The sequence below is a fragment of the Rhizobium sp. 01L410 genome, assembly GCF_056400165.1.
Map to the genome: position 1 here is coordinate 166,091 of NZ_JBFTST010000009.1, position 24,913 is coordinate 191,003.

Sequence of the window (24,913 nt, forward strand, 5' to 3'; positions counted from 1 at the left end):
ACCGAAGTCAGATCAGATTAGAATGCGCGCTGCAGGCGGAAGAAGCCGTTTACGCCGTCCGTGCTGTTGCCAGCGCCGTCGTCAGCATTGCCGTAGTTGATTGCCAGCTTCGTGGAGAGGTTCTCTGCGATCTGGTAGTCGAGCGTTACGCCAGCGAGCCAGGTGTGGCCGTCGTCGTAGTTGCCGTCTGCGTCAAGTTCGGTGTTGCCGATGTACTGAACGCCAGGAGTGATGGTGAACTTGTCAGTAGCCTTGACAGCGTACTGAGCAGCAACCGACCATTCGCCAGCCGTGAAGTATGCGCTACGGCCGCTGGAGTAGATACCAGCGATACCGAAGGTACCTGGGCCGATGTCAGCACCGAGCTTAACGCGAACAGCGCCTTCTTCAGCGTCGATGTCGTAGCCGCCGATGACCTGGTACGTGAAGGCACCAGCAGTGCCGCCAACGCCAACGTCGATACCGACGTCGTTACCATTGGTTTCCCAAGCAAAGCCCTGGCCGCCGAGTTCTTCAACAGCGATACCAGCGTAGAAGTCGCCAGACTCATACTGGTAACGGATGGTGTTGAAGCTGGTCGTGCCGGAGTTCAGCGTGTCGAACTCGCCCGAGAAGTCATCATCCCACCAGTTAACGAACTTACCGACGCGGAGGCCAGCGATGTCGATGTAAGCGGTGTCGAGAACCGTCGAGTCCTGCGAGCCCTGATTGAGAGCGTCGCCAGCCGGGCGGTAGTTAGCCTGGTAGACGATAACGCCGGTGAGCGGGCCGTATTCGGTGTCGCTCTTGGCAGTGAACTGAACCTGACCGCGGGTGCGGACGTTCCAGTCTTCAGTCGCGCCAAGCGGTGTGCCGCTGGTTTCGTATGCGTCGCCGAAGCCGAAGTTTACGTCAAAACGAACGTAGCCTTCGATCTTGAGGCAGGTTTCGGTGCCCGGGATGTAGAAGTAGCCAGTGCCGTATGCGTCGCAAACGCGAACGTATTCTACTGCTTCCGGTTCAGCTGCAACGATAGCGTCGGCAGCCTGTGCACCGGATACTACTGCGAGAGCAGCAGCGGAGCCGAGAAGAAGGCTCTTGATTGTCATTGGTGACCTCCAATTCAAAGTTTCGATCGGGTCTGGGATTTTTCGCCGTTAGAGCAGCGTTCCCTGCCCCATCCCCATGTTTCAAGAAGTCGGACGATCAACCGCCCTCGCTTCCGAGGTTGAAAATACAAGACGCCGTCCGTCACGCAATCACCAACTGCCTCCTTTGTGCTGTTTGCATCTGCCTTCACAGACCCCTGTTGCTCAAAGGACACAAAATCGACATACGCCCCGCCGGCTTCTTTATACTTCGTTAAGAAACGCCCGGTTTTGCAGGGGTTTAGCGGCATCACACATGTGGATGAACCGGCGTTATGTGCCGCAATGATACCGATTTTCCGCCGGATTCGGGGCTTTCGGCACATCTTGCTTGTCGTGCCGGAGGATTTGGTTTGCGCCGATGACCAGAGATGGAGGCTGGTGAATCACATCCGGCCTGCGGTGATTCCCATTTTTGATTCTGCGGGGAACTGAATTCGATTCCATTTGAACGGCAAAACGCCCGATGCGGATTCGCAGCCGGACGTCACAAACGAAATGCTGAATGATCTGTTTTGGGAAGGATGGCGGAGAAGATGGGATTCGAACCCACGATACCCTCTCGGGTATACTCCCTTAGCAGGGGAGCGCCTTCGACCACTCGGCCACCTCTCCGGTTGGGAGCCTGATAGAGTCATTCGACTGGTGAATCAAGCGCTATTTCGGCTTTTCACAGTCGAGACCACAGGGCACCCGGTCTTTATGCCAAGAGCTGCTTCAGATCGGCAGCGCCGTCGGCCAGAATGGTCTTGTCCGGATTGATTCCGCTCTCCAGCATCTTCTTGCCCGTCACATAGGCCTTGGCATCGTTGATGGCATCGACGGCGATGAACTGGCCCTTGCGGAAATACCAGATCGAATGCGCGCCTTCGCGAGCGCCCGGGCGCAGCAGCGTTTCGTCGTAGCCGAGGTTGAAGCCGGCGATCTGCAGCTTCACGTCATACTGATCCGACCAGAACCACGGCTTCGGATCATAGGAGGCACTGCCGCCGGCAATCACCGCAGCGGCGGCATCGGCCTGGTCGACGGCGTTCTGCACCGACTCAAGACGGATCCTGCCGCCCTGCCAGGGAAGCACAGCGCAATCGCCTGCTGCATATATGGAGGGATCGGAGGTGCGGGCGAACTCGTCGACGATGATTCCATTGGCGACATCGAGGCCCGCTTCCTTAGCAAGCTGATCATTCGGGACGACGCCGATGCCGACGATGGCGAAATCGATGTCGATCACCGACCCGTCGGAAAGCTCGGCGCCGACAACACGGCCATCCCGGCCGATCAGATGCTTCAGGCCGGTCTTCTCGCGGATGACGACGTCGTGGGTTTCGTGGATGACACGGATGATGTCGGCTGTTTCCTTGGCGGCGACGCGCTGCAGGATTCGGTCGGCCATCTCGATGACGGTGACTTCAAGGCCAAGATGGCGGGCCACAGCCGCCGCTTCGAGGCCGATATAGCCGCCGCCTATAATAAGGACACGGCGGCCGGGGCGCATTTCGCCGGCAAGCAGGTCGGCATCGCGCTTGTCGCGGGCGACATAGACGCCTTCGAGATCGCCGCCGATGGCTGCCGGCAGCTTGCGCGGCGTCGAGCCCGTGGTCAGCGCCAGCGTTCCATATTCTATAGAGGAGCCGTCCTGCAGCAGCACCTGCTTGGTGTCGCGCTTGATCTGCTCGACCCAGGTCGACAGGCGGATCTCGACATTATTGTCCGGGTACCACTGCTCCGGGCGGAAGAGCAGGCGATCGAAGCTCATCTCGCCGAGCAGGTATTTCTTGGACAGCGGCGGACGCTGATAGGGCAGCACATCCTCGGCGCCGAGGATGGTGATCGGGCGCGTGTCCTTGAGGGCGCGGAGTTTCGCAGCCATGGCGAAACCCGCCTGCCCTGCGCCGATGATTACCAGTCTGTCCGTCACGGTCCCGCTCCCTGCAATCGTTGTTGGGGCGAGAGGTAGTCCCCGCCCCTTGCGCCGTCAACCGGAAGCGAATCTCTTCAGTCGATCTCGATCCAGCGGCGCTCGTGGAACGACTGTGCCATGGCGTGAACAGACTTCTCTATCCTAAGACCGTCTTCGAATGTCACCAAGGACGACGGCTCGCCCGAAATGGCGCGGATCAGTTCGCGGCATTCGATGATCTTCAGATCGTTGAAGCCGAGGCCGTGGCCCGGCGCGGGAATGAAGCGGTCATAGGGCTGGTGCGCGGGGGCCGCGAGAATCTTGCGGTAACCCTGCTCGGTGCCCCGTCCCGTCGCCTGATAGAGGTCGAACTCATTCATCCGCTCCTGGTCATAGGCGATCGAGCCCTTCGAGCCGTAGATCTGCAGAGCGATGCGGCCCTTGCGGCCCCAGGCGGCACGGTTGGCCATCAAGACCGCGGAGATCCCGCCGCCGAGGCGCATCAGCACATTGGCCGCATCGTGATTCTCGACGGCGCGGCGGCCGCCTTCCTTGACCGGACGATCAGCATAGGGCTTCACCATATCTGTAATGACGGCCTCGACATGGCCGAAGAGATACCAGAGCAGCGACAGCGGATGGACGGCGAAATCGTCGAGCGCGCCGTAGCCGGCCGAGAGTTCGCTCTTCCAATAGAAGAAGACATCAGGATCGGCCATGAAGTCTTCGTCCATCTCGACGCGGATATGGTTGACCGTTCCGATCGCACCTTCCTCGATCAGCGCCTTGATGTGCCGCATGATCGGGTTCTGGATATAATTGTAGCCGAGCACGGCGACCTTGCCCGATGCCTTGGCGACATCGAGCATGCGGCTGGCGTCCTTATAAGCAGGCGCCATCGGCTTTTCGCACCAGACGTGCTTGCCCGCTTCAAGCGCCGCGATCGCCATTTCGGCGTGAAACTGGTTGGGCGTCGTCACCGAGACGACGTCGACCTCAGGATTCGATATCAGCGTCCGCCAATCGGCGGTCGCCTTCTCGAAGCCGAATTCGGAGGCGCGCGAGCTGGCGAGATCGGGGTTGGCTTCGGCGAGATGCACGAGGCGCGGCCGCTCGACATCGCCGAAGACGGTCTTGACCGCATTCCAGGCCAGCGCGTGGCACTTGCCCATATAGCCGGTACCGATCAAACCTATGCCAAGTGGCCTCATTTTGCGTATCCTCCTCCGAAAGCGAGGCGATTTTTGGAATATTTAGATCATTTTGACAAGATGCTAATGTTGCGACATTTGCAGCATGGGCGCCGGATTTATGTCTAAAATACTGAAAATTAAGCAAATTAAAAACAATTAGAAACGCCGGGAGAAATCATCTATGGTGCGAAATATGGAATATATGTTTCATTTCTTGGATTGCCTGCATGGATAACGACGCCAAAGCGCAGACGCGCGTACCCCGCGATTTCGAGAGTCTGCGCAGCACGATCATCGAGCGGAAGGTGAGCATGCCGAAGCGCCTGGCGCAGGTCGCCGCCTTCGCGCTCAGCAATCCCGATGAAATCGCCTTCGGCACGACGGCCAGCATCGCCGCGGCCTCCGAGGTCCAACCGTCGACGCTGGTGCGGCTTGCGCATCATTTGGGTTACGAGGGCTTTTCCGATCTGCAGAGCATTTTCCGCGAGCGGCTGCGCGACCGGACGCTGAGCTATGAAGAGCGTCTGGTGACGCTGGAGCAATCCGGCGGTGACGATGAGGACGCCAATCTGCTGTCGGGCTTCATTGGCGCGGCCAGCCAGTCGATCAACCGGATGGCTTCGACGGTGCAGAGCGAGACATTCACCAAGGCGGTAGATATCCTGGCAAGCGCCGAGACGATCTACCTGATAGCCAAGCGCCGCTCCTACCCGCTGACGGCGCATATGACCTACGCCTTGTCGAAACTCGGCATCCGCCATCAGATCGTCGCCTCGCCGAATGGCGTCGACCCTGAAATGGTGCAGTTTGCAACGCCGAGAGATGCAGCGATCGCGGCAAGCTTCTCGCCCTACGCGGCCGACAGCCTGTCGCAAGCCGAAGCGCTTGCCGATCGCGGCGTGCCTGTCGTTGCCATTACCGATTCGGCCTTCTCGCCGCTGGCGTCCCGCGCCACCTGCTGGTTCGAGGTGGCGGAGGCGGATTTTGCCGGGTTCCGGTCGCTCTCGGCGTCGATGGCGCTGACCATGGCATTGCCGGTGGCGATCGCCGAGCGCCGGCGCAAGACACAGGGCCAAAAGCCGTCGAAAAGCAAAATGGAATAAATATTCCGAATTGACAACAAGACGGAACCGTTGTTTCATTATTGCCAATTCGCGGACATTTCAGACCGCATAAAAATGAGCGGGAGGACAATATGGTAGAATCGAATCCGGGTTCGCAGCCCGAGGCATCTCTCGATGTGATCACCATCGGCCGTTCCTCCGTTGACCTTTATGGCCAGCAGATCGGCACGCGGCTTGAAGATATCGGTTCCTTTGCGAAGTCCGTTGGCGGCTGCCCGGCGAATATCGCCATCGGCACGGCGCGGCTCGGGCTGAAATCGGCGCTGATCACTCGTGTCGGCAACGAGCAGATGGGCCGCTTCATCATCGAGCAGTCGGCGCGCGAAGGCGTCGAGACCAAGGGCATCAAGACGGATAAGGAGCGGCTGACGGCGCTCGTTCTGCTCGCCGTCGAGGCCGAAGGCGTTTCGCCGATGATCTTCTACCGTTCCGACTGCGCCGACATGGCGCTGGAAGAAAGCGATGTCGATGAGGGCTTCATCAAGTCGTCGCGCGCGGTTCTGGTCTCCGGCACGCATTTCTCCCGCCCGAACACCGAGGCAGCACAGCGCAAGGCGATCCGGATTGCCAAGGCGAACGGCCGCAAGGTGATCTTCGACATCGATTACCGCCCGAATCTCTGGGGCCTTGCCGGCCATGCCGAAGGCTTCGAGCGCTATGTGAAGTCCGACCGTGTCTCTTCCAAGATGAAGGAGACGCTACCGGATTGCGATCTGATCATCGGCACCGAAGAGGAAATTCTGATCGCTTCGGGCGCCGATGACGTGCTCGGCGCGCTCAAGGAAATCCGCCGCCTTTCATCGGCGACGATCGTGCTCAAGCGCGGCGCCATGGGCTGCATCGTCTATGACGGCCCGATCAGCGACAATCTGGAAGACGGCATTGTCGGCGAAGGTTTCCCGATCGAGGTGTTCAATGTTCTCGGCGCCGGCGACGCCTTCATGTCCGGCTTCCTGCGCGGATGGCTGAAGGACGAGCCGCTGAAGACCTGCGCCACCTGGGCCAATGCCTGCGGCGCTTTCGCGGTGTCCCGCCTGCTCTGCTCGCCTGAATATCCCACCTGGGCCGAGCTCGACTTCTTCCTGAAGAAGGGCAGCGAGCACCGGGCGCTGCGCAAGGACGAGGCGATCAACCACATTCACTGGGCCTCCACCCGCAAAGGTGACATTCCGCTGCTGATGGCGCTGGCGATCGATCATCGCTCTCAGCTCACCAGCGTCTGCGACGAACTCGGCGTCGATTACAAGAAGATCGTCGCCTTCAAGCGGTTGGCCGTCGAAGCCGCCGCCCGGGTTGCCAACAATCGCAGCGGCTACGGCATGCTGATCGACGAGCGCTTCGGCCGCGATGCCTTCTTCGACGCCGCGACCAAGAATTTCTCCTGGATCGGCCGTCCGGTCGAGCTGCCGGGTTCGAAACCGCTGCGCTTCGAGTTCAGCCAGGATATCGGCTCGCAGCTCGTCGAATGGCCGCTGAACCATTGCATCAAGTGCCTGTGCTTCTATCATCCCGATGATCCGGCCGAGCTGAAGCTCGAGCAGCAGGAAAAGCTGCGCACACTGTTCGAAGCCGCCCGCAAGGTCGGCCGCGAGCTGCTGGTCGAGATCATCGCCAGCAAGAATGCACCGCTGACCGACGATACCGTCTCCACAGCGATGGAAGAGCTCTATGCACTCGGCATCAAGCCGGACTGGTGGAAGCTCGAGCCGCAGGCATCGAGCGCCGCCTGGAAGAAGATCGATGCGGTGATCGCCAAAAATGATCCATGGTGCCGTGGTATCGTGCTGCTCGGGCTGGAAGCGCCCGCCGACGAATTGCTCAAGGGCTTCGAGGCAACACTGGCCGCTCCATCGGTCAAGGGCTTTGCCGTTGGACGGACGATCTTTGCCGATGCGGCTCGCAGCTGGCTGTCGGGCAAGATGAATGACGAGGATGCGATATCCGACATGGCGGGGCGTTTCCGCCAGCTGACCGAGGCCTGGCTGAAGACGCGCGGGCTGAACTGAGAATTTGAGGATTAGACCCCTCCTGGCCCTCTCGATTCGATGAGGGCTGGGAGGGGAAAAGTTAGAGCGAAGGTTCGGGAGGACCCGATGGGTAAGACAATCCGTTTGACGATGGCGCAGGCTGTTGCGCATTTCCTGAAGAAGCAGATGACCGTCGTCGACGGCAAGAAGGTGCCGATCTTCGGCGGCGTCTGGGCGATCTTCGGCCATGGCAACGTCGCCGGCATGGGCGAAGCGCTCTATCAGGTGCGCAGCGAACTGCCGACCTACCGCGCCCATAACGAGCAGGGCATGGCGCATGCGGCGATCGCCTATGCCAAGGCGAGCTTCCGCCAGCGCTTCATGGCCTGCACGACCTCGATCGGCCCCGGCGCGCTCAATATGGTGACGGCCGCCGGTGTGGCGCATGTCAACCGTATCCCGGTTCTCTTCCTGCCCGGCGATGTCTTCGCCAATCGCGCGCCCGATCCGGTGCTGCAGCAGATCGAAGACTGGGGCGACGGCACGGTATCGGCCAACGACGCCTTCCGCCCGGTTTCGCGCTATTTCGACCGCATCACCCGCCCCGAGCAGATCATCTCGGCGCTGAAGCGCGCCATGCAGGTGCTGACCGATCCGCTGGATTGCGGGCCGGTGACGCTTTCGCTCTGCCAGGATGTACAGGCCGAGGCCTTCGACTATCCGGAAAGCCTGTTCGAAGAGAAGGTCTGGGCTGTCAGGCGTCCGCAACCCGATGCCGACGAGCTTGCCTCGGCCATCGCGCTGATCAAGGCATCGCAGAAGCCGGTGATCATCGCCGGCGGCGGCGTGCTCTATTCGCAGGCGACCAAGGAACTGGCGGCCTTTGCCGATGCGCATGGCGTTCCCGTCGTGCTGACGCAGGCCGGAAAGTCGGCGATCGACGAGCGGCATCCGCTGGCGCTCGGCTCGGTCGGCGTCACAGGCACCTCGGCGGCGAATGCGATTGCCGAGGATACCGACCTCATCATCGCCGTCGGCACCCGCTGCCAGGACTTCACGACCGGCTCCTGGGCGCTCTTCAAGAATGACGGGCTGAAGATGCTCGGCCTCAATATCGCGGCCTACGACGCCTACAAGCATGACGGCCAGCCGCTGGTCGCCGATGCCCGCGAAGGCCTGAAGGCGCTGTCCAAGGGGCTTTCCGGCTGGAAGGCGCCGGCAGCACTTGCCGAGAAGGCAACGAAGGAAAAGAACGTCTGGATGGAGGCCGCCAGCAAGGCGATGGCTTCCACCAATGCGGCGCTCCCCTCCGACGCGCAGGTGATCGGCGCCGTGACGCGCTCGTTCGAGCTCGAAAAGGCGATCGGCCTTTGCGCCGCCGGCGGTCTTCCCGGCGAAATGCACAAGCTCTGGCCGGCAACGGCCCCGGGCAGCTATCACATGGAATACGGCTTCTCCTGCATGGGCTACGAGATCGCCGGCGGTCTCGGTGCCAAGATGGCGCATCCCGAGAAGGACGTTGTCGTGATGATCGGCGACGGTTCCTACATGATGCTGAATTCGGAGCTGGCGACATCGGTGATGATGGGCCTCAAGCTCAACATCGTGCTGCTGGATAACCGCGGCTACGGCTGCATCAACCGGCTGCAGATGGCAACCGGCGGCGCCAACTTCAACAACCTGCTGAAGGACTCCTATCACGAGGTGATGCCGGAGATCGATTTCAGGGCGCATGCCGAAGCGATGGGGGCGATTGCCGTCAAGGTCGCGTCGATTGCCGAGCTGGAGAAGGCGATCGCCGATTCGAAGGGCAACGACCGGACCTCGGTCTTCGTCATCGATACCGATCCGTTGATCACCACAGAAGCCGGTGGCCATTGGTGGGATGTCGCCGTTCCCGAGGTCAGCCCGCGCGGAGAGGTCAACAAGGCACATGATGCCTATCTGAAGGCCCGTCAGGCGCAGCGGGTCGGCTGATTTGAAACATTAGAGCCTGCAGCCCCCTCATCCCCGGCGCAACAAGTTGCGCCTGAGACCTTCGGGCACCTTCTCCCCACGGGGAGAAGGGGAAACGAGACGGCGCGGCATCGTCCCTTCTCCCCTCGGGGAGAAGGTGGCGGCAGCCGGATGAGGGGGCCGCACTCACTGATTTAAGAGAATGACGAGGAGAATACCAATGAAGGCCAAACTTGGCATGTCGCCCATCGCCTGGTGGAACGACGATCTTCCTAAACTGAGCGACGACGTATCGCTCGAAGAATGCCTGCGCCAGTCGCGCGGCGCTGGCTTTACCGGCATGGAACAGGGCCGTCGCTTCCCGAACAATCCCGGTGAAATGCTGCCGATCCTGCGCGCCGCCGACGTGACGCTCTGCGGCGGCTGGTTCTCGGGCACGCTCGTCAACGAGGAGCTTGCGGCCAACAAGGACCGCATTGCGCCAATGATCGAGCTGTTCAAGGCGGTCAACGCGCCCTGCATCGTCTATGGCGAAGTCGGCCGTTCCATCCAGGGCGACCGCTCCAAGCCGCTCGCCACCAAGCCGCGCCTTTCCGACGACGAAATGAAGGCCTATGCGGGCCGCGTGACCGAATTCGGCGAATGGTGCGCCGATCAGGGCATGCCCCTCTCCTACCACCACCACATGGCGGCCGTGGTCGAGACCGAACCGGAACTCGACGCCTTCATGAAGCATTCGGGCGCCGGCATTCCGCTGCTGCTCGACGCCGGTCACCTGGCCTTCGCCGGCGGCGACGTGCTGCGCGCCATCGACAATCACCACGCCCGCATCAACCACGTCCACGTCAAGGATATCCGCAAGCCTGTCGTCGATGGCCTCGACCGCAGCAAGCAGTCGTTCCTGGATGCCGTGGCGCTCGGCGCGTTTACTGTGCCCGGTGACGGCTCGCTCGATTTCGCCGCGATCGTCCAGCGCTTTGCCGATTACGGCTACGAGGGCTGGTTCGTCGTCGAAGCCGAACAGGACCCGCGCAAGGCGCCGCCGAAGAAGATGGCCGAGGTTGGCTATGCCGAACTGATGCGGGTGATGACGGCTGCGGGTTATACCGTGGAGACGGAAGGGTTCCCGAAGGGGTAATATCCGGCGCGAATTGCGGGTGGGGCACCCCCCTCTGCCCTGCCGGGCATCTCCCCCTCAAGGGGGGAGATCAGCTAGGAGCGTCCACTCGCTCCAACATTTATTGCCGACCGGGAGGTCAACACGAGTCGATCTCCCCCCTTGAGGGGGAGATGTCCGGCAGGACAGAGGGGGGGCCCCACCCTGAGTTCATCATATCGAGGAGAAACATCATGCCGAATCTCAAGGTAAAACCCGAAGGCACCAGCGGCCGCGTCACCCATGTGACGCCTGAAAGCGCCGGCTGGACCTATGTCGGTTTCGACATGTACCGGCTGAAGGCGGGCGAGACCGCATCGGGCGAAACGGGTGAGCGCGAGATCTGCCTCGTCTGGGTCAGCGGCAAGGGCAAGGCCTCGGCTGGCACCCGCGATTTCGGCACGCTCGGCGAGCGCATGAGCCCGTTCGACGGCGCACCGCATGCGCTCTACATCCCGATGGAATCGGCCTGGTCGGTGACCGCCGAGACCGATCTGGAACTTGCAGTCTGCTCGGCACCGGGCGGCGGCACCTATGAGGCGAAGGCGATCCCGCCGGGCACGCATCCACCGCTGACGCGCGGCAAGGGCACCAATGTCCGCCACGTCAACAACATCATGCCCGAGGACGATGCGTCGGCACATTCGCTGCTCGTCGTCGAGGTGATCACGCCGGGTGGGCACACCTCCTCCTACCCGCCGCACAAGCACGACCAGGACAATCTACCGAACGAGAGCTTCCTGGAAGAGACCTACTATCACCGTCTCAACCCGCCGCAGGGCTTCGGCTTCCAGCGCGTCTATACCGACGACCGTTCGCTCGACGAGGCGATGGTGCTGGAGGACGGCGACGTGACGCTGGTGCCGAAGGGCTATCACCCCTGTGCCGCGACGCATGGGTATGACCTCTATTACCTCAACGTGATGGCCGGGCCGAAGCGGGTGTGGAAGTTCTACAATGCGCCCGAGCATGAGTGGCTTTTGAAGGCGTAGCCCAGCCCTTCCCTCATTCCTGTGCTCGTCACAGGAATCCAGCCACCGAGCGTCCGCGCGGTGGAAAGAGTCTTTTCTGCCCAAGGACTTGGGCAGGCTGGATCCCTGTGACGAGCACAGGGATGAGGGAGACTGTGGTTAGCGCCGTGCGCCACCGCACCTTTTGCTCCTAACCAGCCGGCAACAGCCCATACCGCCACCCCAACCGCCGCGCATTCCGCGCCAGCACCGCAAACGCCAGCACGAACATGCAGGCCTCGGCAAACACAGGCACCATCCAGATCCCCATTTCGCCAAAGGCATGCGGCATCAGGAAGGTCAGCGGCAGGGTGAAGAGATAGGCGCGCGACAGGCCGAAGATCGCCGCACGCCTGGCATCGCCGATCGCCTGGAAGTAGCCTGACAGCACGATCATCTGGCCGAACAGGAAGTAGGCTCCGACAGTCCAGGGCAGGATGCGCGAGACCTCGGCGATCACAACGGGGTCGGCGACGAAGATGTGGCCGAGGCGGGTTGCCGAGAGCTCGACGATGATCTCCACGCCGGTGCAATAGACGAGCGCGGCGACCATCGCGATCTTCAGGCTCTGGCCGACGCGATCCCGCAGGCCTGCGCCGTAATTGTTGCCTGTGATCGTCTGCGAGGCGATGTTGAGGCCGAGCAGCGGCAGGTAGGCGACGGTCATGACGCGGGTGATGATGCCATAGGCACCGACGGTGGCGACATAATCGCCCTCGCCCCAGATCGACAAGTTGAAGATCACGGCTGCCGAGCAGAGCGAGATGCCGATGAAGCCGAGGCTCATCGGTGCGCCTAGCGCGAGGATCGGCTTCCAGTCAGAGAGCGGGAAGCGCGTTGAAGGCCGTAGTGCGGCAACGTTGCGCCACCGATAGATGATGACGGCCAGCAGGCAGATCGCCTGGGCGAGCACCGAACCCAGCGCCGAACCGGCCACACCCCAATGCAGCACCGCCATGAAGAACCAGTTGGCGGCGATGTTCAGCGCCGATGCGGCGAGCATGACCAGCGTCATGAAGCCGATCCGGCCTTCGCTGCGCAGAGCGTCGATGTTGAGCGACAGGAAGAAGGCGATGGGTGCGGCGCCGACCATGATGCCCATGAAAGTACGGGCGTTGGCCGCGACCGCCATATCGCCCACCGCGGCATTGCCGACGATCCGCCAGCCGATCGTCCAGTAGATCAGGTTGACGACGAGCACGACGGCGATCGCCAGCGCATGGGCGGCAGCGAAGGTGCGGCGTGCGGCATCGCGATTGCCGCCGCCGAGCTCGCGGGCCAGGATGCTGGCCATCCCGTTCGAGACCAGCGACTGCAGCGCCACGACCATCATCAGGCCGGGAAAGATCAGCGTTACCGCCGACAGCGCCCCGGCTCCGACATAGGCGCCGAGGAAATAGGCGTCGACCACGGCAAACAGGCCGTTGATGGTGGTGATCAGGATGATCGGCGCGGCCGTTCGGGCGAAAACCCTGGGCAGGGGCGCGGTGAGAAACGGATTGGCTGTGGATGCGGTGTTCATTGTTGATATCCCGGCCATCAGATATCGAGAACGAGCTGCGGCAGACCATTCGAGGTCTTGCGCGGCGAGATGCCGTTGCCGTCCACCTGCGCATTGACGCGCTGGCGGAACGCCGAGAAGCTCTCGAAGGTCACGACATCGACGGGTTCGTCGAAATGGAGGGTGATCTTGTGCAGTCCGCCATTGGTCTGCGCCAGCGCCAGCACCTTGCCTGTGAACGGCTGGTTCAGGTAGCGGCCGCGCACTTGGACGCCGACAGCGAGGAGCGAAATCGGTTCGGCATTCGGGCGGATGGCGAGCGCCGAGAGCGTGTTCCAGTCACGCGCGCCATATTGCTGGGCGATGAGTTCGAGCGCGGCACTATGGGAAATCGCGCTGCCGCGCGCTTCCATGGCCTGGCGCAGGCGCTTGGCCTGAGCCTTCAGCTCGTCGATGGATGGATAGGTCGTCGTCACAGGTTCAGCCTTTCGGAAGGCATGCCATTGTCGACTGTGAATGGGAGCTCGCCTTGCCGTCAGTCAGCATGCACCAAATGGCCGTGACTCATGTTTGCGAGGCTTCACCATGGACTTTCATCCGCGAGCGGCCGGTGCCTCGAACCGCAGCCTGTATGCGGCAGAGCGGCGGAACTGTCAAGAATGCCCCATAATGACCTGCCCGGCGGCGCCAGAAACGCCGGAAATACAGCGCTTTTCGCCGCCAGTCCCGCATAAGGCTCAAAATTTACCAATGCTTTTCACAACTTATCAGCATTCCCATATTACATTTCAACCAGACAACAAGCGGAGGCTGACATGGCCTTTCAGATGCACCTCAATGACGGCGATCAGGAGCAATCCTATCGTGACTTCCACTTGGACCGCCCCGGCAAGATCATCTTTGTCGGCCATCATCTCAGCACCGGCACACAGGTCCGCTGCCTGATCCGCACGATCAATCTCGGCGGCGCCGTGCTGGAAGTGAGCCCCTCGGTGGAGATGCCGAGCAATTTCTTCCTCGAGATCCTCGGCATCCACGACGAGATCGGCTCGACGGTGGTCAAGCGCGAGGGCGAGCTCGTGACGATCAGTTTCAACATGCTGATCAACGCCGAGTTCTTGCATCACGTACTGCGGCTGAGCTTCGAAACCGGCCTCTGATCTTCCCCCATGAAAACGGGCGGCCGAAGCCGCCCGCGATATCCTGCTTCGTTTCAGACGTTACGCCGCGAGGTGGCGCTCGATCTGGTCAACCGGCAGATTTGTATAGTCCTTTGCAACTTCGGCAGAGATTGCCGCCTGCGCACCGGCGCTGAGAACCGGGCGGAGCGTGCCGAGCGCCTTCGGCGGCGCGACGAGGACGATGCGGCGGGCATCCTTCTGATGCACAAGCTCATCGAGCTTGGCAGCGACCTGCTTCAGAAATTCGGCTTCCGCCCGGCCCTGCCAATCGGTTTGCTCGATGGCGCTGGCGCTCTGGCCATCCGGCGCCGAGGTCCGGCCCGGCTTGTCGGTGCCGAGTTCACGCGTCGGCTCGTTCGGCTGCGTCAGGGTTTCCTGAACCTGCAGGTTCATGATCTGGGCGTCGCCGGCATTCTGCATGAACAGCGCTTTCGCACCGTCGCAGACCACCACCCAGGACTCCCAAGGCACTCTGATATCAGCCATTTTTCATATCCTCTTGATTGTTTACCGAAGCGCGGAGCACTTCATCGACCAAGGCAAAACGCCTGGGAATTGAAAGAGTTCGCAGCCCGGGCCGAGAAAACGATTCAGTCAGGCAATCCAATTTCTCAATTCAGCGTAGAGATGATCAAACGGGAGAGACGCCGATGAAAACAGCGCTGATTGCCTATGCCGGGTCTTTCGCCACGCTGCTGGTGTTGGATGCGATCTGGCTCGGCCTCGTTGCCCGCACCTTCTACCGCGATCAGCTGGGCGACCTGATGCTGCCGCAGCCGGCACTCGGCATCGCGGCATTGTTCTATGTGTTCTTTGCAGTCGCCGTCGTGGTGCTCGCGGTGCTTCCGGCGGTCAGCGCGGCCTCGCTGACCACAGCCCTTGCCTATGGTGCCATTCTGGGACTGGCGGCCTACGGCACCTATGACATTACCAATCTGTCGACGCTGAAGAACTGGCCCGTGACAATGACCCTGGTGGACATGGCCTGGGGCACATTCGTCACCGCGGCAACGGCTGCGGGCGGCTATGCGGCTGCGCGGGCTTTTGGCGCATAGGCTTCCCGCTGCGGCACAGGACTGTGTCACGTAAGCACAAAATTCACATTCGCTAAAATTGTCTAAATCTCTTTGACGAATGCGCAAAACATTCATGTGAGGCTCTGCCAGAACGCGCCAGGATGACCTTGGCTCAGACGGAGGACTGCACGATGTCCATGGACCGGGCAACGCATCTCGCGACGGTGAAATCTGAGGTCTACGACCAGCGCTGGGAGCAATTCCAGGTCAGCCGGCCGGCGCGCATCATCGCGGTGCGCCCGTGTCTCACCGGCATGTCGCTTCGCAGTGCGGAGATCCTCGATATCTCGCGCGGCGGTGCCACCTTCCTCGTCGCGTCGACGGCCGGCCTTCCGAAACATTATTATCTGAACATTCTCGGGCTCGCCTACCGCATCGGCTGCGCCGAGGTGTACCGCAACAAGGAACGCATCGGCGTTCGCTTCATCAACGTGCTCGATCCGGAAGTACTGCGCCGCGTGGTGCGCGCCGACTTCATGGCCGGCAATGTCGAGGCGATCCAGGCTCGCCGCGCGGGCCGCATCACGGCGATGCAATAGGCCGGTTTCTGGAATAATCTTGCTTGCCTTGAAAAGAGCGGCGCCTATTGTTGGCGCCGCTTTCATTTTATCCGGGATTCAGCATTTCCATGTCCGCCTTTTCGCGCTTCACGCCGCTGGTCAGCTCCCTGCCCTCCACTGTTCCCTTCGTCGGCCCCGAAGCCATCGAGCGCCAGCGCGGCCTGAAGGTTGCTGCCCGCATCGGCGCCAATGAAAACGGCTTCGGCCCGGCGCCTTCCGTGCTCGCCGCAATGCGCGAGGCGGGCGGTGATATCTGGAAATACAACGATCCGGAGAATTTCGAGCTGCGCGAGGCGCTGGCCGCCCATCTCGGCGTCACATCAGCCAATATCGCCATCGGCGGCGGCATCGACGAACTGCTCGGCCAGATCGTCCGGCTGGTGATCGAACCCGGCATGCCCGTCGTCACCTCGCTGGGCGGCTATCCGACTTTCAACTTCCATGTTGCCGGTTTTGGCGGGCGCCTCGTCACCGTTCCCTATGTGAACGACCGGGAAGATCTCGATGGCCTGCTGGATGCGGTGAAGCGGGAGAATGCGCCGCTGGTCTATTTCGCCAATCCTGACAATCCGATGGGAAGCTGGTGGGACGCCGACAAGATCGTCGCCTTTGCCAGAGCGCTGCCCGAAACCTGCCTGATGGTGCTTGACGAGGCCTATAGCGAGACGGGACCGGCGAGTGCCCTGCCCTCGATCGAATCCCTGATCGACCTGCCGAACATCGTTCGCACCCGCACCTTCTCCAAGGCCTATGGTCTAGCCGGCGCCCGCGTCGGCTATGTGATCTCGACGCCGGGCACGGCGCAAGCCTTTGACAAGATCCGCAATCACTTCGGCATGAACCGGCTGGCGACTGCCGCAGCCCTCGCCGCCCTGAAGGACCAAGCCTATCTGACCAAAGTGGTCGGCAAGATCCACGCAGCGCGCGAGCGCATCTCCGACATTGCGCGGGCAAACCAGCTTTCGCCGCTGCCTTCGGCCACCAATTTCGTGGCTGTCGATGCCGGGCGTGACGGCACCTATGCGCGCGCCATCGTCGATGGACTGATGCAGCATGGCGTGTTCATCCGCATGCCGGGCGTCGCGCCGCTCAACCGCTGCATCCGCGTCAGTGTCGGACCGGAGCCGGATATGGACCGCTTCGAAGCCGCCTTGCCCGACGTCCTGCGCTCGCTCGACTGAAACAGAAAAAACCGCGCCGGCCTTGTTTCTGCCGGTCGCGGTTCCGTTCTCCTGGCGCAGGCCCGGTCAAGGTGCCCGCCATTCCCCTCGTTTCGAGGTTGTTATTCTTGTCTGATTTTTCGTTGCAGCTTAGTGGATGGTCATCCACTCGCGAGCGGCGCGGAGCGCCTCGACCAGCTGCATCTTGCTCATCGAAGCCGCGACGTCGGCGCGCAGGTCGACGGCCCGGTCGCTGCCCTTGATGGCGGCGATGTTCAGCCACTTGTGCGCGGCGACCAGATCGACTTCGCAGCCGCGGCCGGTTGCATACATCAGACCCATTTCGCAGAAGACGTCGGCGTTTCTGTCGCCACCCATGGTGGCCATTTCAGCATTGTGCATTTCAAAGCGTGCCATCGGTTTTATCCCTGTTTAGCCTGTTGTCGACTTGCCCTGTTTTACCCTCCAGGCCGTGCCGTCTATCGCAGCTTTCGGTCCCTTCGGTGCGGCGGGTTTGCCCCGCTCGTTTGATGGCTCCACTATGCCGCGGGGCTTTCAAAAAACGCCTAAAATGCATGATTAATTTGAGACAAACAAAGTCCAAACGCTTGGTAAACTTGGGTTTTTGTTAAACATCGCGATGCCTGCAAATTAAAGAGTTTCCAGACAATTTTACGAAAGATTCAGATTTGAAAATCAACGCTTCGTTCACCACGAAACGAGCTGCCCAAACGACAAATCGGAAAATCTGCAGCTTCAGCCCCCTTGAAAACCCGGCATTTCCCGGCTTTCCGATATTTACCTTTACGTTCGCGTCAGTTATTTTTCCCGCCGGTTTGGACATCAGGGAGGAAAAGATGATCCGCACATTTATTATCGCAAGCGCGCTGGCGCTTTCGGCAGGGCTCGCCCATGCGGACGAGCCGATCGTCGGCAATTGGAAGACAGCGTCTGGCGATACCGCCCAGATCGCGGCTTGCGGCGGCAGCTATTGCATAACGCTGAAAAGCGGCAAATTCTCGGGCAAGAAGATCGGCACGCTGGCGGGCACCGGCAGCACCTATGACGGCGAGATCACCGACCCCAAGGACGACAAGACCTATAGCGGCTCCGGCAGCGTGTCGGGCGATACGCTGCGGATGAAGGGCTGCGTGATGAAGGTGCTCTGCAAGTCGCAGACCTGGACGCGGCTGTAGGATGTGATCCGGGTCACGACCCTGTAACTTCCCTCATTCCTGTGCTCGTCACAGGAATCCAGTCGCCGCGCGTCGGCGCGGCGGGGAGAATCTTCAAGTTCGAAAGCAGGAAGGTTCATTCACGGCGCGGACGCGCCGTGGCTGGATTCCTGTGACAAGCACAGGAATGAGGGCTGAGCGGAAGGTTGCCCCGACCCCACTTCTCGAGCTTGCCCCACACCCACCCCATTTTCCTGAACGCCAAATGAACCGGCATCTCAGCACCCGTTCAGCCGCACCGTGTCAAAAGGAGGGCAACGATCAAGGGCGCATACGGGTTAGGGAACATGGACGTGCTCATTCTGGCAAGACGCTTCACCATCATCACACTCTCGGCAGCCGTCTTCGCGGTGGCGTTTTCGGCAGCGGTGGTTCGCGGTGGCGGCGGTGGCGCCCAGTCACATTTCGGGGCGAACTATACCTGCGCCGAAATCAGCAGCCCGTTCTGTTCAGGCGCTCCCAAATAATCTCATTTTCGCCTTCCGGGCGTCGCTTGCTTGTTAAAACCGGCGCTCTATAATGCGCCATGAGCACACGAATCTCTCCCCTAGCACCCCTCGACATCTCGTCTCCGCCCGCCTTTGAACCGCAAAGCTTCGACGATCCGGCCAAGGCCGTGGATGCGCTGACCGAGCTTTACGAGCGCAACACCGCCTTCCTGATCGAGAGTTTTGCGACGCTTGCCAAGGGCGCGCCGATCACCGCGCGGCACCGGGCCTTCTATCCGCAGGTCAGCATCGAGACGACGAGCTTCGGCCATGTCGACAGCCGCCTCTCCTATGGCCACGTGACATCGCCGGGCGTCTACACGACGACGGTGACGCGTCCCAAACTCTTCCGGCATTACCTCAAGGAACAGCTGGCGCTTCTGATGAAGAGCCACAATGTTCCGGTCATCGTCTCCGAATCCTCAACGCCGATCCCGCTGCATTTCGCCTTCGGCGAAGGCGCCCATGTCGAGGCCTCCGCATCGGCCTTCATGGATATTCCGATGCGTGATCTCTTCGACACGCCGGATCTAAACACCACAGACGACGAGATCGCCAACGGCGAATATATCCCGCCGCCCGGTGAGCCATCGCCGCTGGCGCCGTTCACCGCACAGCGCATCGACTATTCGCTCGCCCGCCTTTCCCACTACACGGCAACCGGCGCGCAGCACTTCCAGAATTTCGTTCTGTTCACCAACTACCAATTCTACATCGACGAATTCTGCAACTGGGCGCGTGGCGTGATGGCCAATGGCGGCGGCGAAGAGGGCTACACCGCCTTCGTCGAGCCCGGCAACATCATCACCCATGCGGGTTACAGCACGCCGGAAGGCGATGCGACGCCCGGCCGCCTGCCGCAGATGCCTGCCTATCACCTCAAGAAGAAGGGGCATGGCGGCATCACGATGATCAATATCGGCGTCGGCCCTTCCAACGCCAAGACCATCACCGATCACGTGGCCGTGCTGCGCCCGCATGCCTGGCTGATGCTTGGCCACTGCGCCGGTCTGCGCAACAGCCAGCGGCTCGGCGACTATGTACTGGCGCACGCCTATATGCGTGAGGATCACGTTCTCGACGACGACCTGCCGGTCTGGGTGCCGATCCCGGCGCTCGCCGAAGTGCAGGTAGCGCTGGAAGCGGCCGTTGCCGAAATCACCGGTTACGAGGGCTTCGAGCTGAAGCGTATCATGCGCACCGGCACCGTCGGCACGATCGACAACCGCAACTGGGAACTGCGCGATCAGGCAGGCCCGGTGAAGCGGCTCTCGCAAGCCCGCGCCATCGCGCTCGACATGGAATCGGCGACGATCGCCGCCAACGGCTTCCGCTTCCGCGTTCCCTACGGCACGCTGCTCTGCGTCTCCGACAAGCCGCTGCATGGCGAACTGAAGCTGCCGGGCATGGCGACGGCCTTCTATCGCACGCAGGTCAACCAGCATCTGCAGATCGGCATCCGGGCCATCCAGAAGCTGGCGGCCATGCCCCCCGAAACGCTCCATTCGCGCAAGCTGCGCAGCTTCTTCGAGACGGCCTTCCAGTAAGCTCAATCGTCAATGCTCCGGTCCGCAGTCATCTGTGGGCCGGTTTTCTCGCGCGGGACCATGTCCATCGCGCCGATGATGGCGATGAACAGCAGCACCGAGATAACACAGCGCGGCAGAAGCCATTGCTCTTGCTGCTCATAGAACTCGTCTGCCGTCATCTTCGGCTGACGTCTCGCCAACCAGCTGGCGATCGCGACCTCAAGAATTCCCATCGTCTCTGCTCCCTGATGTTATCGATGGAGCTTGTCGGCTGGCCGCTGCCGGTTTCGACATTGCGCCTCGAAGAAAGATTTTTTCTCCCGCTGTCGATTTGCGCTTAGTCTCGTCGTCCAGGAGCTGATGAGGCAGCCAGGAGGAAAGCCGCGATGCGATATCTGTGCCAGGTGTGGTTCGAGCCGTCGGTGCTCGAGCGGATGACGAATGAAGAAAAGCAGACGCTCGACCGAGATTCGGCGGCCTATGACCGCGACCTTGAAGCCAGCGGCCACATGATCCATGCCGAAGCTCTGCAGAAGCCGGGCGCGGCGGTCACCGTCAAGGTCCGCAACAGCGAAATGTCGATCACCGATGGCCCCTATGCCGAGACCAAGGAACAGCTCGGCGGCTTCATCCTCATCGAGGCGAAGGATCTGAACGACGCCATCCGGGTTGCCGCCGGCATTCCGCTTGCCAGATATGGCAGTATCGAAGTCCGCCCGATCCATGATTTCAAGAGCGGCCTTCGGGAGGCGACGCCATGAAATTTCTCTGCCAGATCTGGTTCGATACCGAGAAGAGCAAGCTGGTGCCCCAGGAAGAATGGGATGTGCTGACGCAGAAGTGCATCCTCAGCGACAACCGATGGCGTGACAGCGGCCATCTGATCACGGCGCTGGCGCTGCGCGATCCGGAAACCGCGGTTACGGTGCGGGTCCGCGATGGCGCTTTGTCTGCAACCGACGGGCCGTTTGCAGAAATCAAGGAGCATCTCGGCGGCTTCGTGCTGATCGAGGCGAAGGATATGAGGCAGGCCACCGAGATCGCCTCGGCCTTCCCGATCGCCGACTATGCCTCGATCGAGGTCCGGCCCGCCTATTCCATCCAGGACAGGGAGTGATCCGATGCGCTACGTCTGCCTGATCTACAATTCGGCCGATAGCGACGGGACGCTGACACAGGCCGAGACGGACGAATTGATCAAGGCGCATGTCAGTTTCGACGAGGAGCTTCGCAGCAAGGGCGTGATGATCCATGCCGACGCGCTGGAGATGCCTGACAAGGCGACGGTGCTGCGCGTGCGCGACGGCACGCTTCATGCGACCGACGGACCATATGTCGAGACCAAGGAGCATCTGGCCGGCCTCTACATTATCGAGGCATCCGACGACCACGCTGCCCGGCGGATTGCCGCGCGCATTCCCTCCGCCCGCTTCGGCGCCGTCGAACTGCGGCCGGTGCGGACGCTTGTGATCCCGGAGTAGCGCTTGGAGACTGTGATCGAGGAGATCTACCGGACGCAGTCGCGCCGGGTTCTGGCGACGCTGATCCGCCTGCTTGGCGATTTCGACCGGGCGGAGGAAGCGCTGCACGACGCCTTTGCGGAGGCGGCCCGCAGCTGGCCGCGTGACGGCGTTCCCGGCAATCCCTCCGCCTGGCTGATCTCGACAGGTCGATTCCGGGCGATCGATCACATCCGCCGCCGCGCCCGTTTCGATGCGTCGGCGAAGGACATCGAAGACAGCCTCTACGGCGCGGCGGAAACCATGGAGGCCGGCGAGATGGACGCGATCGGCGACGACATGCTGAGGCTGATCTTCACCTGCTGTCATCCCGCCATCCCCGCCGACGCGCAGATGGCCATGGCGCTGCGGGAAATCTGCGGATTGACGACGGAGGCGATCGCCCATGCCTTCCTGGTTCCTGCGCCGACGGTGGCACAGCGCATCGTTAGGGCGAAGAACAAAATTCGCGCGGCGAAGATCCCCTATGAGGTGCCGGAGCGCGCTGCGCTGCCCGAACGGCTGGATCGCGTCCTGCATGTCATCTATCTGGTTTTCAACGAGGGCTATTCGGCCTCATCCGGTAGTGAGATCGTCCGCGCCGATCTGACCGGCGAGGCGATCAGGCTCGCCCGGCTGATGACGACGCTTCTGCCGCACCCCGACATCGAGGGGCTGCTGGCGCTGATGCTGCTGCAGGATTCGCGCCGGACCGCGCGGCGCGGCGCGGATGGCGGCCTTGTCCTGCTTGCGGATCAGGACCGGGGCCTCTGGGACCGGAAAGAGATCGCCGAGGGCCTCGATCTGCTCGGCCGCGCCATGGCGCATCCGGAGATCGGCCTTTACACCGTGCAGGCGGCGATCGCCGCGGAACATGTCAAGGCCGGAACGCCCAAGGCGACCGACTGGCGGCGCATTGCCGCCTATTACGACCTCTTGATCGCGGCACAGCCCTCACCCGTTGCCGAGCTCAACCGTGCTGTGGCGATCGCCATGACCGAAGGCTATGCGCGCGGGATCGAAATCATCGACGGCATCCTGCAGGCGGGCGAACTCGAAACCTATCACCTGGCACATTGCGCACGCGCCGATTTCCTGCGCCAACTCGGCCGCAGGGAAGAGGCGATCAGCGCCTACCGGCGCGCCCTGTCGCTCTGCCAACAGGAGCCGGAAAAGCTGTTCCTCAGACAGCGGATATCAGAGCTTGCGGCGGCGGCCGAAGGGCAGTGAAATGGCCGTGCCTGTGAGGGCCGAGACAATGATCAGCAGATGCGCATTGACGCTCGCCTGCGCGAGGGCGGCAAGTGCTGCCTTTTCCCCGGAGGCACCGAAGGCAACGGCGCCGGCGGTGATGCCGGCCGGATAGGTGCCGACCCCGCCGGGTGCATGAACCGGGAGTACAGAGGACAACTCACCCCCCAGCGCGCCGCCGAAGCTTGCCGCTAGCGGCAGAACGCCCATGAGGCTGAGAGCCCAGGCGAGAACCAGCACCTTCACCAGCCAGTTCACCGCCGTCATCGCCCAGGCACGGGCAAAGGCGATGCCATTGACCGGAAGACCGTTTTCGATCTCGGCTAGAAAGCCCCGCGCTTTCTTCGGCGCCAGCTTGAAGCCCAGACGCAGCAGCGGCTTGCGAACGGCAAACGCGGCAACCGGCAGAAACAGGAAAGCGGCCCAAATGATCCATGCGATCAAGGCGTTGCCGGCCCCGCTTGCAAAACCGATTCCGGCTGCCGCAAGCAAAGCATGAAGATCGAGCAGCCGCATGACGAGCAGCGCGGAGGTGCCGCGGGCGAGCGGAATGCCGAACTCCGTGCGCATCAGCAGCGGGAAGCTGGTCTCGCCGCTGCGGAACGGCAGCATGATATTCAGGAGATTGTGGATCTGCGTGACGCGGAACAGTGTGCGGAACTGGCCCGCGGTTTCGCGTGGAAAATAATCGAGGATGCGCCAGGTGCGCAGGAAGTAGGTGCTGGTCAGCAGAACAAGCGCGATCAGGATCGGCAGCACGCCGACGGCAGCCCATTGTGCCAGGATCGAGGACCAGCCCCAGAACCATTCGATGAAAAGCGCATATGCTGCGACAATCACGACGGTCAGCAACGTCATGCGATTGCGTGCGAACCAGGATTGTCGGCTAGCGCCCGCCGGAGAGTTCATGTAGTAGGCATCCTGACTTTCGCGGCCGAAACAGCCGCCTGCTTGGCCATGACGGGCCTTTTAGGAGCAATAAGAGTTGCAGACAATGTCAGAGTCGCTCGTGAGCGCAAATGATACCCGCGCACCGCTTGAGCTTTCGCTCGTGGTACCGGTTTTCAACGAAGAAGAAAGCGTCGGCCCGCTCATCGAGCGCATCGTCGAAGCCATGGCCGGTTATGCGAGCCCGTGGGAACTGATCCTCGTTGACGACGGCAGCACGGATGCGACCCTGGTCAATGCGCGCCACTATGTCGGCCGCAACGGACTTGCCCTGCGCATCGTCGCGCTCCAGCGCAATTTCGGCCAGACAGCCGCCATGCAGGCAGGCATCGATGCCGCGCAGGGTCGCCTGATCGCCACCATGGACGGCGACCTGCAGAACGATCCGAAGGATATCCCTTCGATGGTCTCCGAGCTCGAACGCCGCGAACTCGACCTGCTGGTCGGCTGGCGGAAGAACCGTCAGGATGGCCTTTTGCTGCGCAAGATCCCCTCCTGGTGCGCCAATTACCTCATCGGCCGCATCACCGGCGTCAAGTTGCACGATTACGGCTGCAGCCTGAAGATCTATCGCGCCTCGATCATCAAGCAGGTCAAGCTGATGGGCGAGATGCACCGTTTCATTCCGGCCTGGGTCGCCGGCGTCGTGCCGAGCTCGCGCATCGGCGAAATGCCGGTTACCCATCACGCGCGTCAGCATGGCGTATCGAAATACGGCATTTCCCGCACGTTCCGGGTGATCCTCGACCTGCTCTCGGTGATGTTCTTCATGCGCTACAAGGCGCGGCCCGGCCACTTCTTCGGTTCGCTCGGCCTCGGCTTCGGCGCGATCGCAGCCCTGATCCTGTTTTATCTGTTCGTCGACAAATTCATCATGGGCCACGACATCGGCACCCGTCCGATGCTGATGGTCGGCGTCGTCTTCCTGCTGTCCTCGGTGCAGCTGATCACCACCGGCATCCTCGCCGAAATGATCGCCCGCACCTATTACCGCGACGACGCCTCGCCGAACTATATCGTCCGGCAGATCTTCGATGGAAACGAAGCTTGAT

The 24,913-nt window shown here is 61.7% G+C and carries 26 protein-coding genes and 1 tRNA gene; 17 read left to right on the forward strand and 10 right to left on the reverse strand.

What is annotated here, in order from left to right; translation table 11 throughout:
- Positions 1–17: 17 nt before the first annotated feature.
- From AC1DV9_RS20435 to AC1DV9_RS20450, 4 genes are all read right to left on the reverse strand, one after another.
- The gene (locus tag AC1DV9_RS20435) at positions 18–1,088 is read right to left on the reverse strand and encodes a porin (protein WP_477949836.1); all 1,071 of its coding nucleotides are present in this window, start codon (positions 1,086–1,088) and stop codon (positions 18–20) included.
- Positions 1,089–1,652: 564 nt separating this feature from the next.
- A tRNA-Ser gene (locus AC1DV9_RS20440) sits at positions 1,653–1,742 on the reverse strand.
- Positions 1,743–1,827: 85 nt separating this feature from the next.
- A complete protein-coding gene (locus AC1DV9_RS20445; protein WP_477949837.1) occupies positions 1,828–3,045 on the reverse strand; it encodes an NAD(P)/FAD-dependent oxidoreductase in 1,218 nt (405 codons plus the stop codon).
- A 77-nt stretch (positions 3,046–3,122) separates the two neighbouring features.
- Positions 3,123–4,238 (reverse strand): Gfo/Idh/MocA family protein, encoded by a 1,116-nt coding sequence (locus AC1DV9_RS20450; protein WP_477949838.1) that lies wholly within the window; start codon positions 4,236–4,238, stop codon positions 3,123–3,125.
- A gap of 209 nt (positions 4,239–4,447) precedes the next feature.
- Here AC1DV9_RS20450 and AC1DV9_RS20455 point away from each other — a divergent pair, with 209 nt between their 5' ends.
- From AC1DV9_RS20455 to iolB, 5 genes are all read left to right on the forward strand, one after another.
- On the forward strand, positions 4,448–5,323 hold the full coding sequence (locus AC1DV9_RS20455) for a MurR/RpiR family transcriptional regulator (protein ID WP_477949839.1): 876 nt from the start codon (positions 4,448–4,450) through the stop codon (positions 5,321–5,323).
- Between the two features lie 92 nt (positions 5,324–5,415).
- A complete protein-coding gene (locus AC1DV9_RS20460) occupies positions 5,416–7,350 on the forward strand; it encodes a bifunctional 5-dehydro-2-deoxygluconokinase/5-dehydro-2-deoxyphosphogluconate aldolase (RefSeq protein ID WP_477949840.1) in 1,935 nt (644 codons plus the stop codon).
- Between the two features lie 87 nt (positions 7,351–7,437).
- Entirely contained in the window at positions 7,438–9,288 is a 1,851-nt protein-coding gene (gene iolD, locus AC1DV9_RS20465; protein ID WP_477949841.1) for a 3D-(3,5/4)-trihydroxycyclohexane-1,2-dione acylhydrolase (decyclizing), read from the forward strand.
- Between the two features lie 199 nt (positions 9,289–9,487).
- On the forward strand, positions 9,488–10,405 hold the full coding sequence (gene iolE, locus AC1DV9_RS20470) for a myo-inosose-2 dehydratase (protein WP_477949842.1): 918 nt from the start codon (positions 9,488–9,490) through the stop codon (positions 10,403–10,405).
- 212 nt (positions 10,406–10,617) lie between these two features.
- The gene (gene iolB, locus AC1DV9_RS20475; RefSeq protein ID WP_477949843.1) at positions 10,618–11,415 is read left to right on the forward strand and encodes a 5-deoxy-glucuronate isomerase; all 798 of its coding nucleotides are present in this window, start codon (positions 10,618–10,620) and stop codon (positions 11,413–11,415) included.
- A gap of 169 nt (positions 11,416–11,584) precedes the next feature.
- Here the strand turns inward: iolB and AC1DV9_RS20480 are convergent, their stop codons facing one another.
- On the reverse strand, positions 11,585–12,955 hold the full coding sequence (locus AC1DV9_RS20480) for an MATE family efflux transporter (protein ID WP_477949844.1): 1,371 nt from the start codon (positions 12,953–12,955) through the stop codon (positions 11,585–11,587).
- Positions 12,956–12,972: 17 nt separating this feature from the next.
- Positions 12,973–13,410, reverse strand: coding sequence for a glyoxalase superfamily protein (locus AC1DV9_RS20485; RefSeq protein WP_477949845.1), 438 nt, complete (start codon positions 13,408–13,410; stop codon positions 12,973–12,975).
- A 339-nt stretch (positions 13,411–13,749) separates the two neighbouring features.
- On the opposite strand from AC1DV9_RS20485, the gene AC1DV9_RS20490 reads away from it, so the two are divergent.
- Positions 13,750–14,094, forward strand: a complete 345-nt coding sequence (locus tag AC1DV9_RS20490; protein WP_112390773.1) for a hypothetical protein — start codon at positions 13,750–13,752, stop codon at positions 14,092–14,094.
- Between the two features lie 60 nt (positions 14,095–14,154).
- Here AC1DV9_RS20490 and AC1DV9_RS20495 read toward each other — a convergent pair whose 3' ends face one another.
- Positions 14,155–14,601, reverse strand: a complete 447-nt coding sequence (locus AC1DV9_RS20495) for a baeRF12 domain-containing protein (protein WP_112537572.1) — start codon at positions 14,599–14,601, stop codon at positions 14,155–14,157.
- Positions 14,602–14,765: 164 nt separating this feature from the next.
- On the opposite strand from AC1DV9_RS20495, the gene AC1DV9_RS20500 reads away from it, so the two are divergent.
- The 3 genes from AC1DV9_RS20500 (at position 14,766) to AC1DV9_RS20510 (ending at position 16,932) form a co-directional block, all read left to right on the forward strand.
- Positions 14,766–15,170 carry a DUF2177 family protein gene (locus AC1DV9_RS20500; RefSeq protein WP_112390771.1) on the forward strand — a complete coding sequence of 135 codons (405 nt, stop codon included), beginning with the start codon at positions 14,766–14,768 and terminating at the stop codon, positions 15,168–15,170.
- Positions 15,171–15,322: 152 nt separating this feature from the next.
- Positions 15,323–15,730 carry a PilZ domain-containing protein gene (locus tag AC1DV9_RS20505; RefSeq protein ID WP_112390770.1) on the forward strand — a complete coding sequence of 136 codons (408 nt, stop codon included), beginning with the start codon at positions 15,323–15,325 and terminating at the stop codon, positions 15,728–15,730.
- An 89-nt stretch (positions 15,731–15,819) separates the two neighbouring features.
- Complete coding sequence (locus AC1DV9_RS20510; protein ID WP_477949846.1) at positions 15,820–16,932, forward strand: pyridoxal phosphate-dependent aminotransferase; 1,113 nt, start codon at positions 15,820–15,822, stop codon at positions 16,930–16,932.
- Between the two features lie 129 nt (positions 16,933–17,061).
- Here the strand turns inward: AC1DV9_RS20510 and AC1DV9_RS20515 are convergent, their stop codons facing one another.
- Positions 17,062–17,328, reverse strand: coding sequence for an SEL1-like repeat protein (locus AC1DV9_RS20515; RefSeq protein WP_112517129.1), 267 nt, complete (start codon positions 17,326–17,328; stop codon positions 17,062–17,064).
- A 440-nt stretch (positions 17,329–17,768) separates the two neighbouring features.
- Here AC1DV9_RS20515 and AC1DV9_RS20520 point away from each other — a divergent pair, with 440 nt between their 5' ends.
- The 3 genes from AC1DV9_RS20520 to AC1DV9_RS20530 all read left to right on the forward strand — a co-directional run bounded on the left by AC1DV9_RS20520 (position 17,769) and on the right by AC1DV9_RS20530 (position 20,181).
- Positions 17,769–18,107 (forward strand): DUF2147 domain-containing protein, encoded by a 339-nt coding sequence (locus AC1DV9_RS20520; protein WP_112537575.1) that lies wholly within the window; start codon positions 17,769–17,771, stop codon positions 18,105–18,107.
- A 326-nt stretch (positions 18,108–18,433) separates the two neighbouring features.
- Positions 18,434–18,613: a hypothetical protein gene (locus tag AC1DV9_RS20525; protein ID WP_112390767.1), complete on the forward strand. Its 180-nt coding sequence runs from the start codon at positions 18,434–18,436 to the stop codon at positions 18,611–18,613.
- A gap of 59 nt (positions 18,614–18,672) precedes the next feature.
- Positions 18,673–20,181: an AMP nucleosidase gene (locus AC1DV9_RS20530; protein WP_477949847.1), complete on the forward strand. Its 1,509-nt coding sequence runs from the start codon at positions 18,673–18,675 to the stop codon at positions 20,179–20,181.
- Positions 20,182–20,183: 2 nt separating this feature from the next.
- On the opposite strand, the gene AC1DV9_RS20535 is transcribed toward AC1DV9_RS20530, so the two are convergent.
- On the reverse strand, positions 20,184–20,396 hold the full coding sequence (locus tag AC1DV9_RS20535; RefSeq protein ID WP_112517131.1) for a hypothetical protein: 213 nt from the start codon (positions 20,394–20,396) through the stop codon (positions 20,184–20,186).
- A gap of 153 nt (positions 20,397–20,549) precedes the next feature.
- On the opposite strand from AC1DV9_RS20535, the gene AC1DV9_RS20540 reads away from it, so the two are divergent.
- From AC1DV9_RS20540 to AC1DV9_RS20555, 4 genes are read left to right on the forward strand one after another with little or no spacing between them, the layout of a single operon-like run.
- On the forward strand, positions 20,550–20,924 hold the full coding sequence (locus AC1DV9_RS20540; RefSeq protein ID WP_112517132.1) for a YciI family protein: 375 nt from the start codon (positions 20,550–20,552) through the stop codon (positions 20,922–20,924).
- Positions 20,921–21,280 carry a YciI family protein gene (locus AC1DV9_RS20545; protein ID WP_112517133.1) on the forward strand — a complete coding sequence of 120 codons (360 nt, stop codon included), beginning with the start codon at positions 20,921–20,923 and terminating at the stop codon, positions 21,278–21,280. The genes AC1DV9_RS20540 and AC1DV9_RS20545 overlap by 4 nt, the downstream gene beginning before the upstream one ends.
- Positions 21,281–21,284: 4 nt before the next feature.
- The gene (locus tag AC1DV9_RS20550) at positions 21,285–21,644 is read left to right on the forward strand and encodes a YciI family protein (RefSeq protein WP_112390762.1); all 360 of its coding nucleotides are present in this window, start codon (positions 21,285–21,287) and stop codon (positions 21,642–21,644) included.
- 3 nt (positions 21,645–21,647) lie between these two features.
- Complete coding sequence (locus tag AC1DV9_RS20555; protein ID WP_477949848.1) at positions 21,648–22,892, forward strand: RNA polymerase sigma factor; 1,245 nt, start codon at positions 21,648–21,650, stop codon at positions 22,890–22,892.
- On the opposite strand, the gene AC1DV9_RS20560 is transcribed toward AC1DV9_RS20555, so the two are convergent.
- Complete coding sequence (locus tag AC1DV9_RS20560) at positions 22,860–23,822, reverse strand: lysylphosphatidylglycerol synthase domain-containing protein (protein WP_477949849.1); 963 nt, start codon at positions 23,820–23,822, stop codon at positions 22,860–22,862. The two genes, AC1DV9_RS20555 and AC1DV9_RS20560, sit on opposite strands and share 33 nt — an antisense overlap.
- A gap of 85 nt (positions 23,823–23,907) precedes the next feature.
- Here AC1DV9_RS20560 and AC1DV9_RS20565 point away from each other — a divergent pair, with 85 nt between their 5' ends.
- Complete coding sequence (locus AC1DV9_RS20565; protein WP_477949850.1) at positions 23,908–24,912, forward strand: glycosyltransferase family 2 protein; 1,005 nt, start codon at positions 23,908–23,910, stop codon at positions 24,910–24,912.
- Position 24,913 lies beyond the last annotated feature (1 nt).

What these genes read in the sequence shown, in the direction of transcription:
- AC1DV9_RS20435 (WP_477949836.1), bottom strand. Translation starts at nt 1,088, where the DNA reads ATGACAATCAAGAGCCTTCTTCTCGGCTCCGCTGCTGCTCTCGCAGTA.
- AC1DV9_RS20450 (WP_477949838.1), bottom strand. Translation starts at nt 4,238, where the DNA reads ATGAGGCCACTTGGCATAGGTTTGATCGGTACCGGCTATATGGGCAAG.
- AC1DV9_RS20455 (WP_477949839.1), top strand. Translation starts at nt 4,448, where the DNA reads ATGGATAACGACGCCAAAGCGCAGACGCGCGTACCCCGCGATTTCGAG.
- AC1DV9_RS20460 (WP_477949840.1), top strand. Translation starts at nt 5,416, where the DNA reads ATGGTAGAATCGAATCCGGGTTCGCAGCCCGAGGCATCTCTCGATGTG.
- iolD (WP_477949841.1), top strand. Translation starts at nt 7,438, where the DNA reads ATGGGTAAGACAATCCGTTTGACGATGGCGCAGGCTGTTGCGCATTTC.
- iolE (WP_477949842.1), top strand. Translation starts at nt 9,488, where the DNA reads ATGAAGGCCAAACTTGGCATGTCGCCCATCGCCTGGTGGAACGACGAT.
- iolB (WP_477949843.1), top strand. Translation starts at nt 10,618, where the DNA reads ATGCCGAATCTCAAGGTAAAACCCGAAGGCACCAGCGGCCGCGTCACC.
- AC1DV9_RS20480 (WP_477949844.1), bottom strand. Translation starts at nt 12,955, where the DNA reads ATGAACACCGCATCCACAGCCAATCCGTTTCTCACCGCGCCCCTGCCC.
- AC1DV9_RS20490 (WP_112390773.1), top strand. Translation starts at nt 13,750, where the DNA reads ATGGCCTTTCAGATGCACCTCAATGACGGCGATCAGGAGCAATCCTAT.
- AC1DV9_RS20495 (WP_112537572.1), bottom strand. Translation starts at nt 14,601, where the DNA reads ATGGCTGATATCAGAGTGCCTTGGGAGTCCTGGGTGGTGGTCTGCGAC.
- AC1DV9_RS20500 (WP_112390771.1), top strand. Translation starts at nt 14,766, where the DNA reads ATGAAAACAGCGCTGATTGCCTATGCCGGGTCTTTCGCCACGCTGCTG.
- AC1DV9_RS20505 (WP_112390770.1), top strand. Translation starts at nt 15,323, where the DNA reads ATGTCCATGGACCGGGCAACGCATCTCGCGACGGTGAAATCTGAGGTC.
- AC1DV9_RS20510 (WP_477949846.1), top strand. Translation starts at nt 15,820, where the DNA reads ATGTCCGCCTTTTCGCGCTTCACGCCGCTGGTCAGCTCCCTGCCCTCC.
- AC1DV9_RS20515 (WP_112517129.1), bottom strand. Translation starts at nt 17,328, where the DNA reads ATGGCACGCTTTGAAATGCACAATGCTGAAATGGCCACCATGGGTGGC.
- AC1DV9_RS20520 (WP_112537575.1), top strand. Translation starts at nt 17,769, where the DNA reads ATGATCCGCACATTTATTATCGCAAGCGCGCTGGCGCTTTCGGCAGGG.
- AC1DV9_RS20525 (WP_112390767.1), top strand. Translation starts at nt 18,434, where the DNA reads ATGGACGTGCTCATTCTGGCAAGACGCTTCACCATCATCACACTCTCG.
- AC1DV9_RS20530 (WP_477949847.1), top strand. Translation starts at nt 18,673, where the DNA reads ATGAGCACACGAATCTCTCCCCTAGCACCCCTCGACATCTCGTCTCCG.
- AC1DV9_RS20535 (WP_112517131.1), bottom strand. Translation starts at nt 20,396, where the DNA reads ATGGGAATTCTTGAGGTCGCGATCGCCAGCTGGTTGGCGAGACGTCAG.
- AC1DV9_RS20540 (WP_112517132.1), top strand. Translation starts at nt 20,550, where the DNA reads ATGCGATATCTGTGCCAGGTGTGGTTCGAGCCGTCGGTGCTCGAGCGG.
- AC1DV9_RS20545 (WP_112517133.1), top strand. Translation starts at nt 20,921, where the DNA reads ATGAAATTTCTCTGCCAGATCTGGTTCGATACCGAGAAGAGCAAGCTG.
- AC1DV9_RS20550 (WP_112390762.1), top strand. Translation starts at nt 21,285, where the DNA reads ATGCGCTACGTCTGCCTGATCTACAATTCGGCCGATAGCGACGGGACG.
- AC1DV9_RS20560 (WP_477949849.1), bottom strand. Translation starts at nt 23,822, where the DNA reads ATGAACTCTCCGGCGGGCGCTAGCCGACAATCCTGGTTCGCACGCAAT.
- AC1DV9_RS20565 (WP_477949850.1), top strand. Translation starts at nt 23,908, where the DNA reads ATGTCAGAGTCGCTCGTGAGCGCAAATGATACCCGCGCACCGCTTGAG.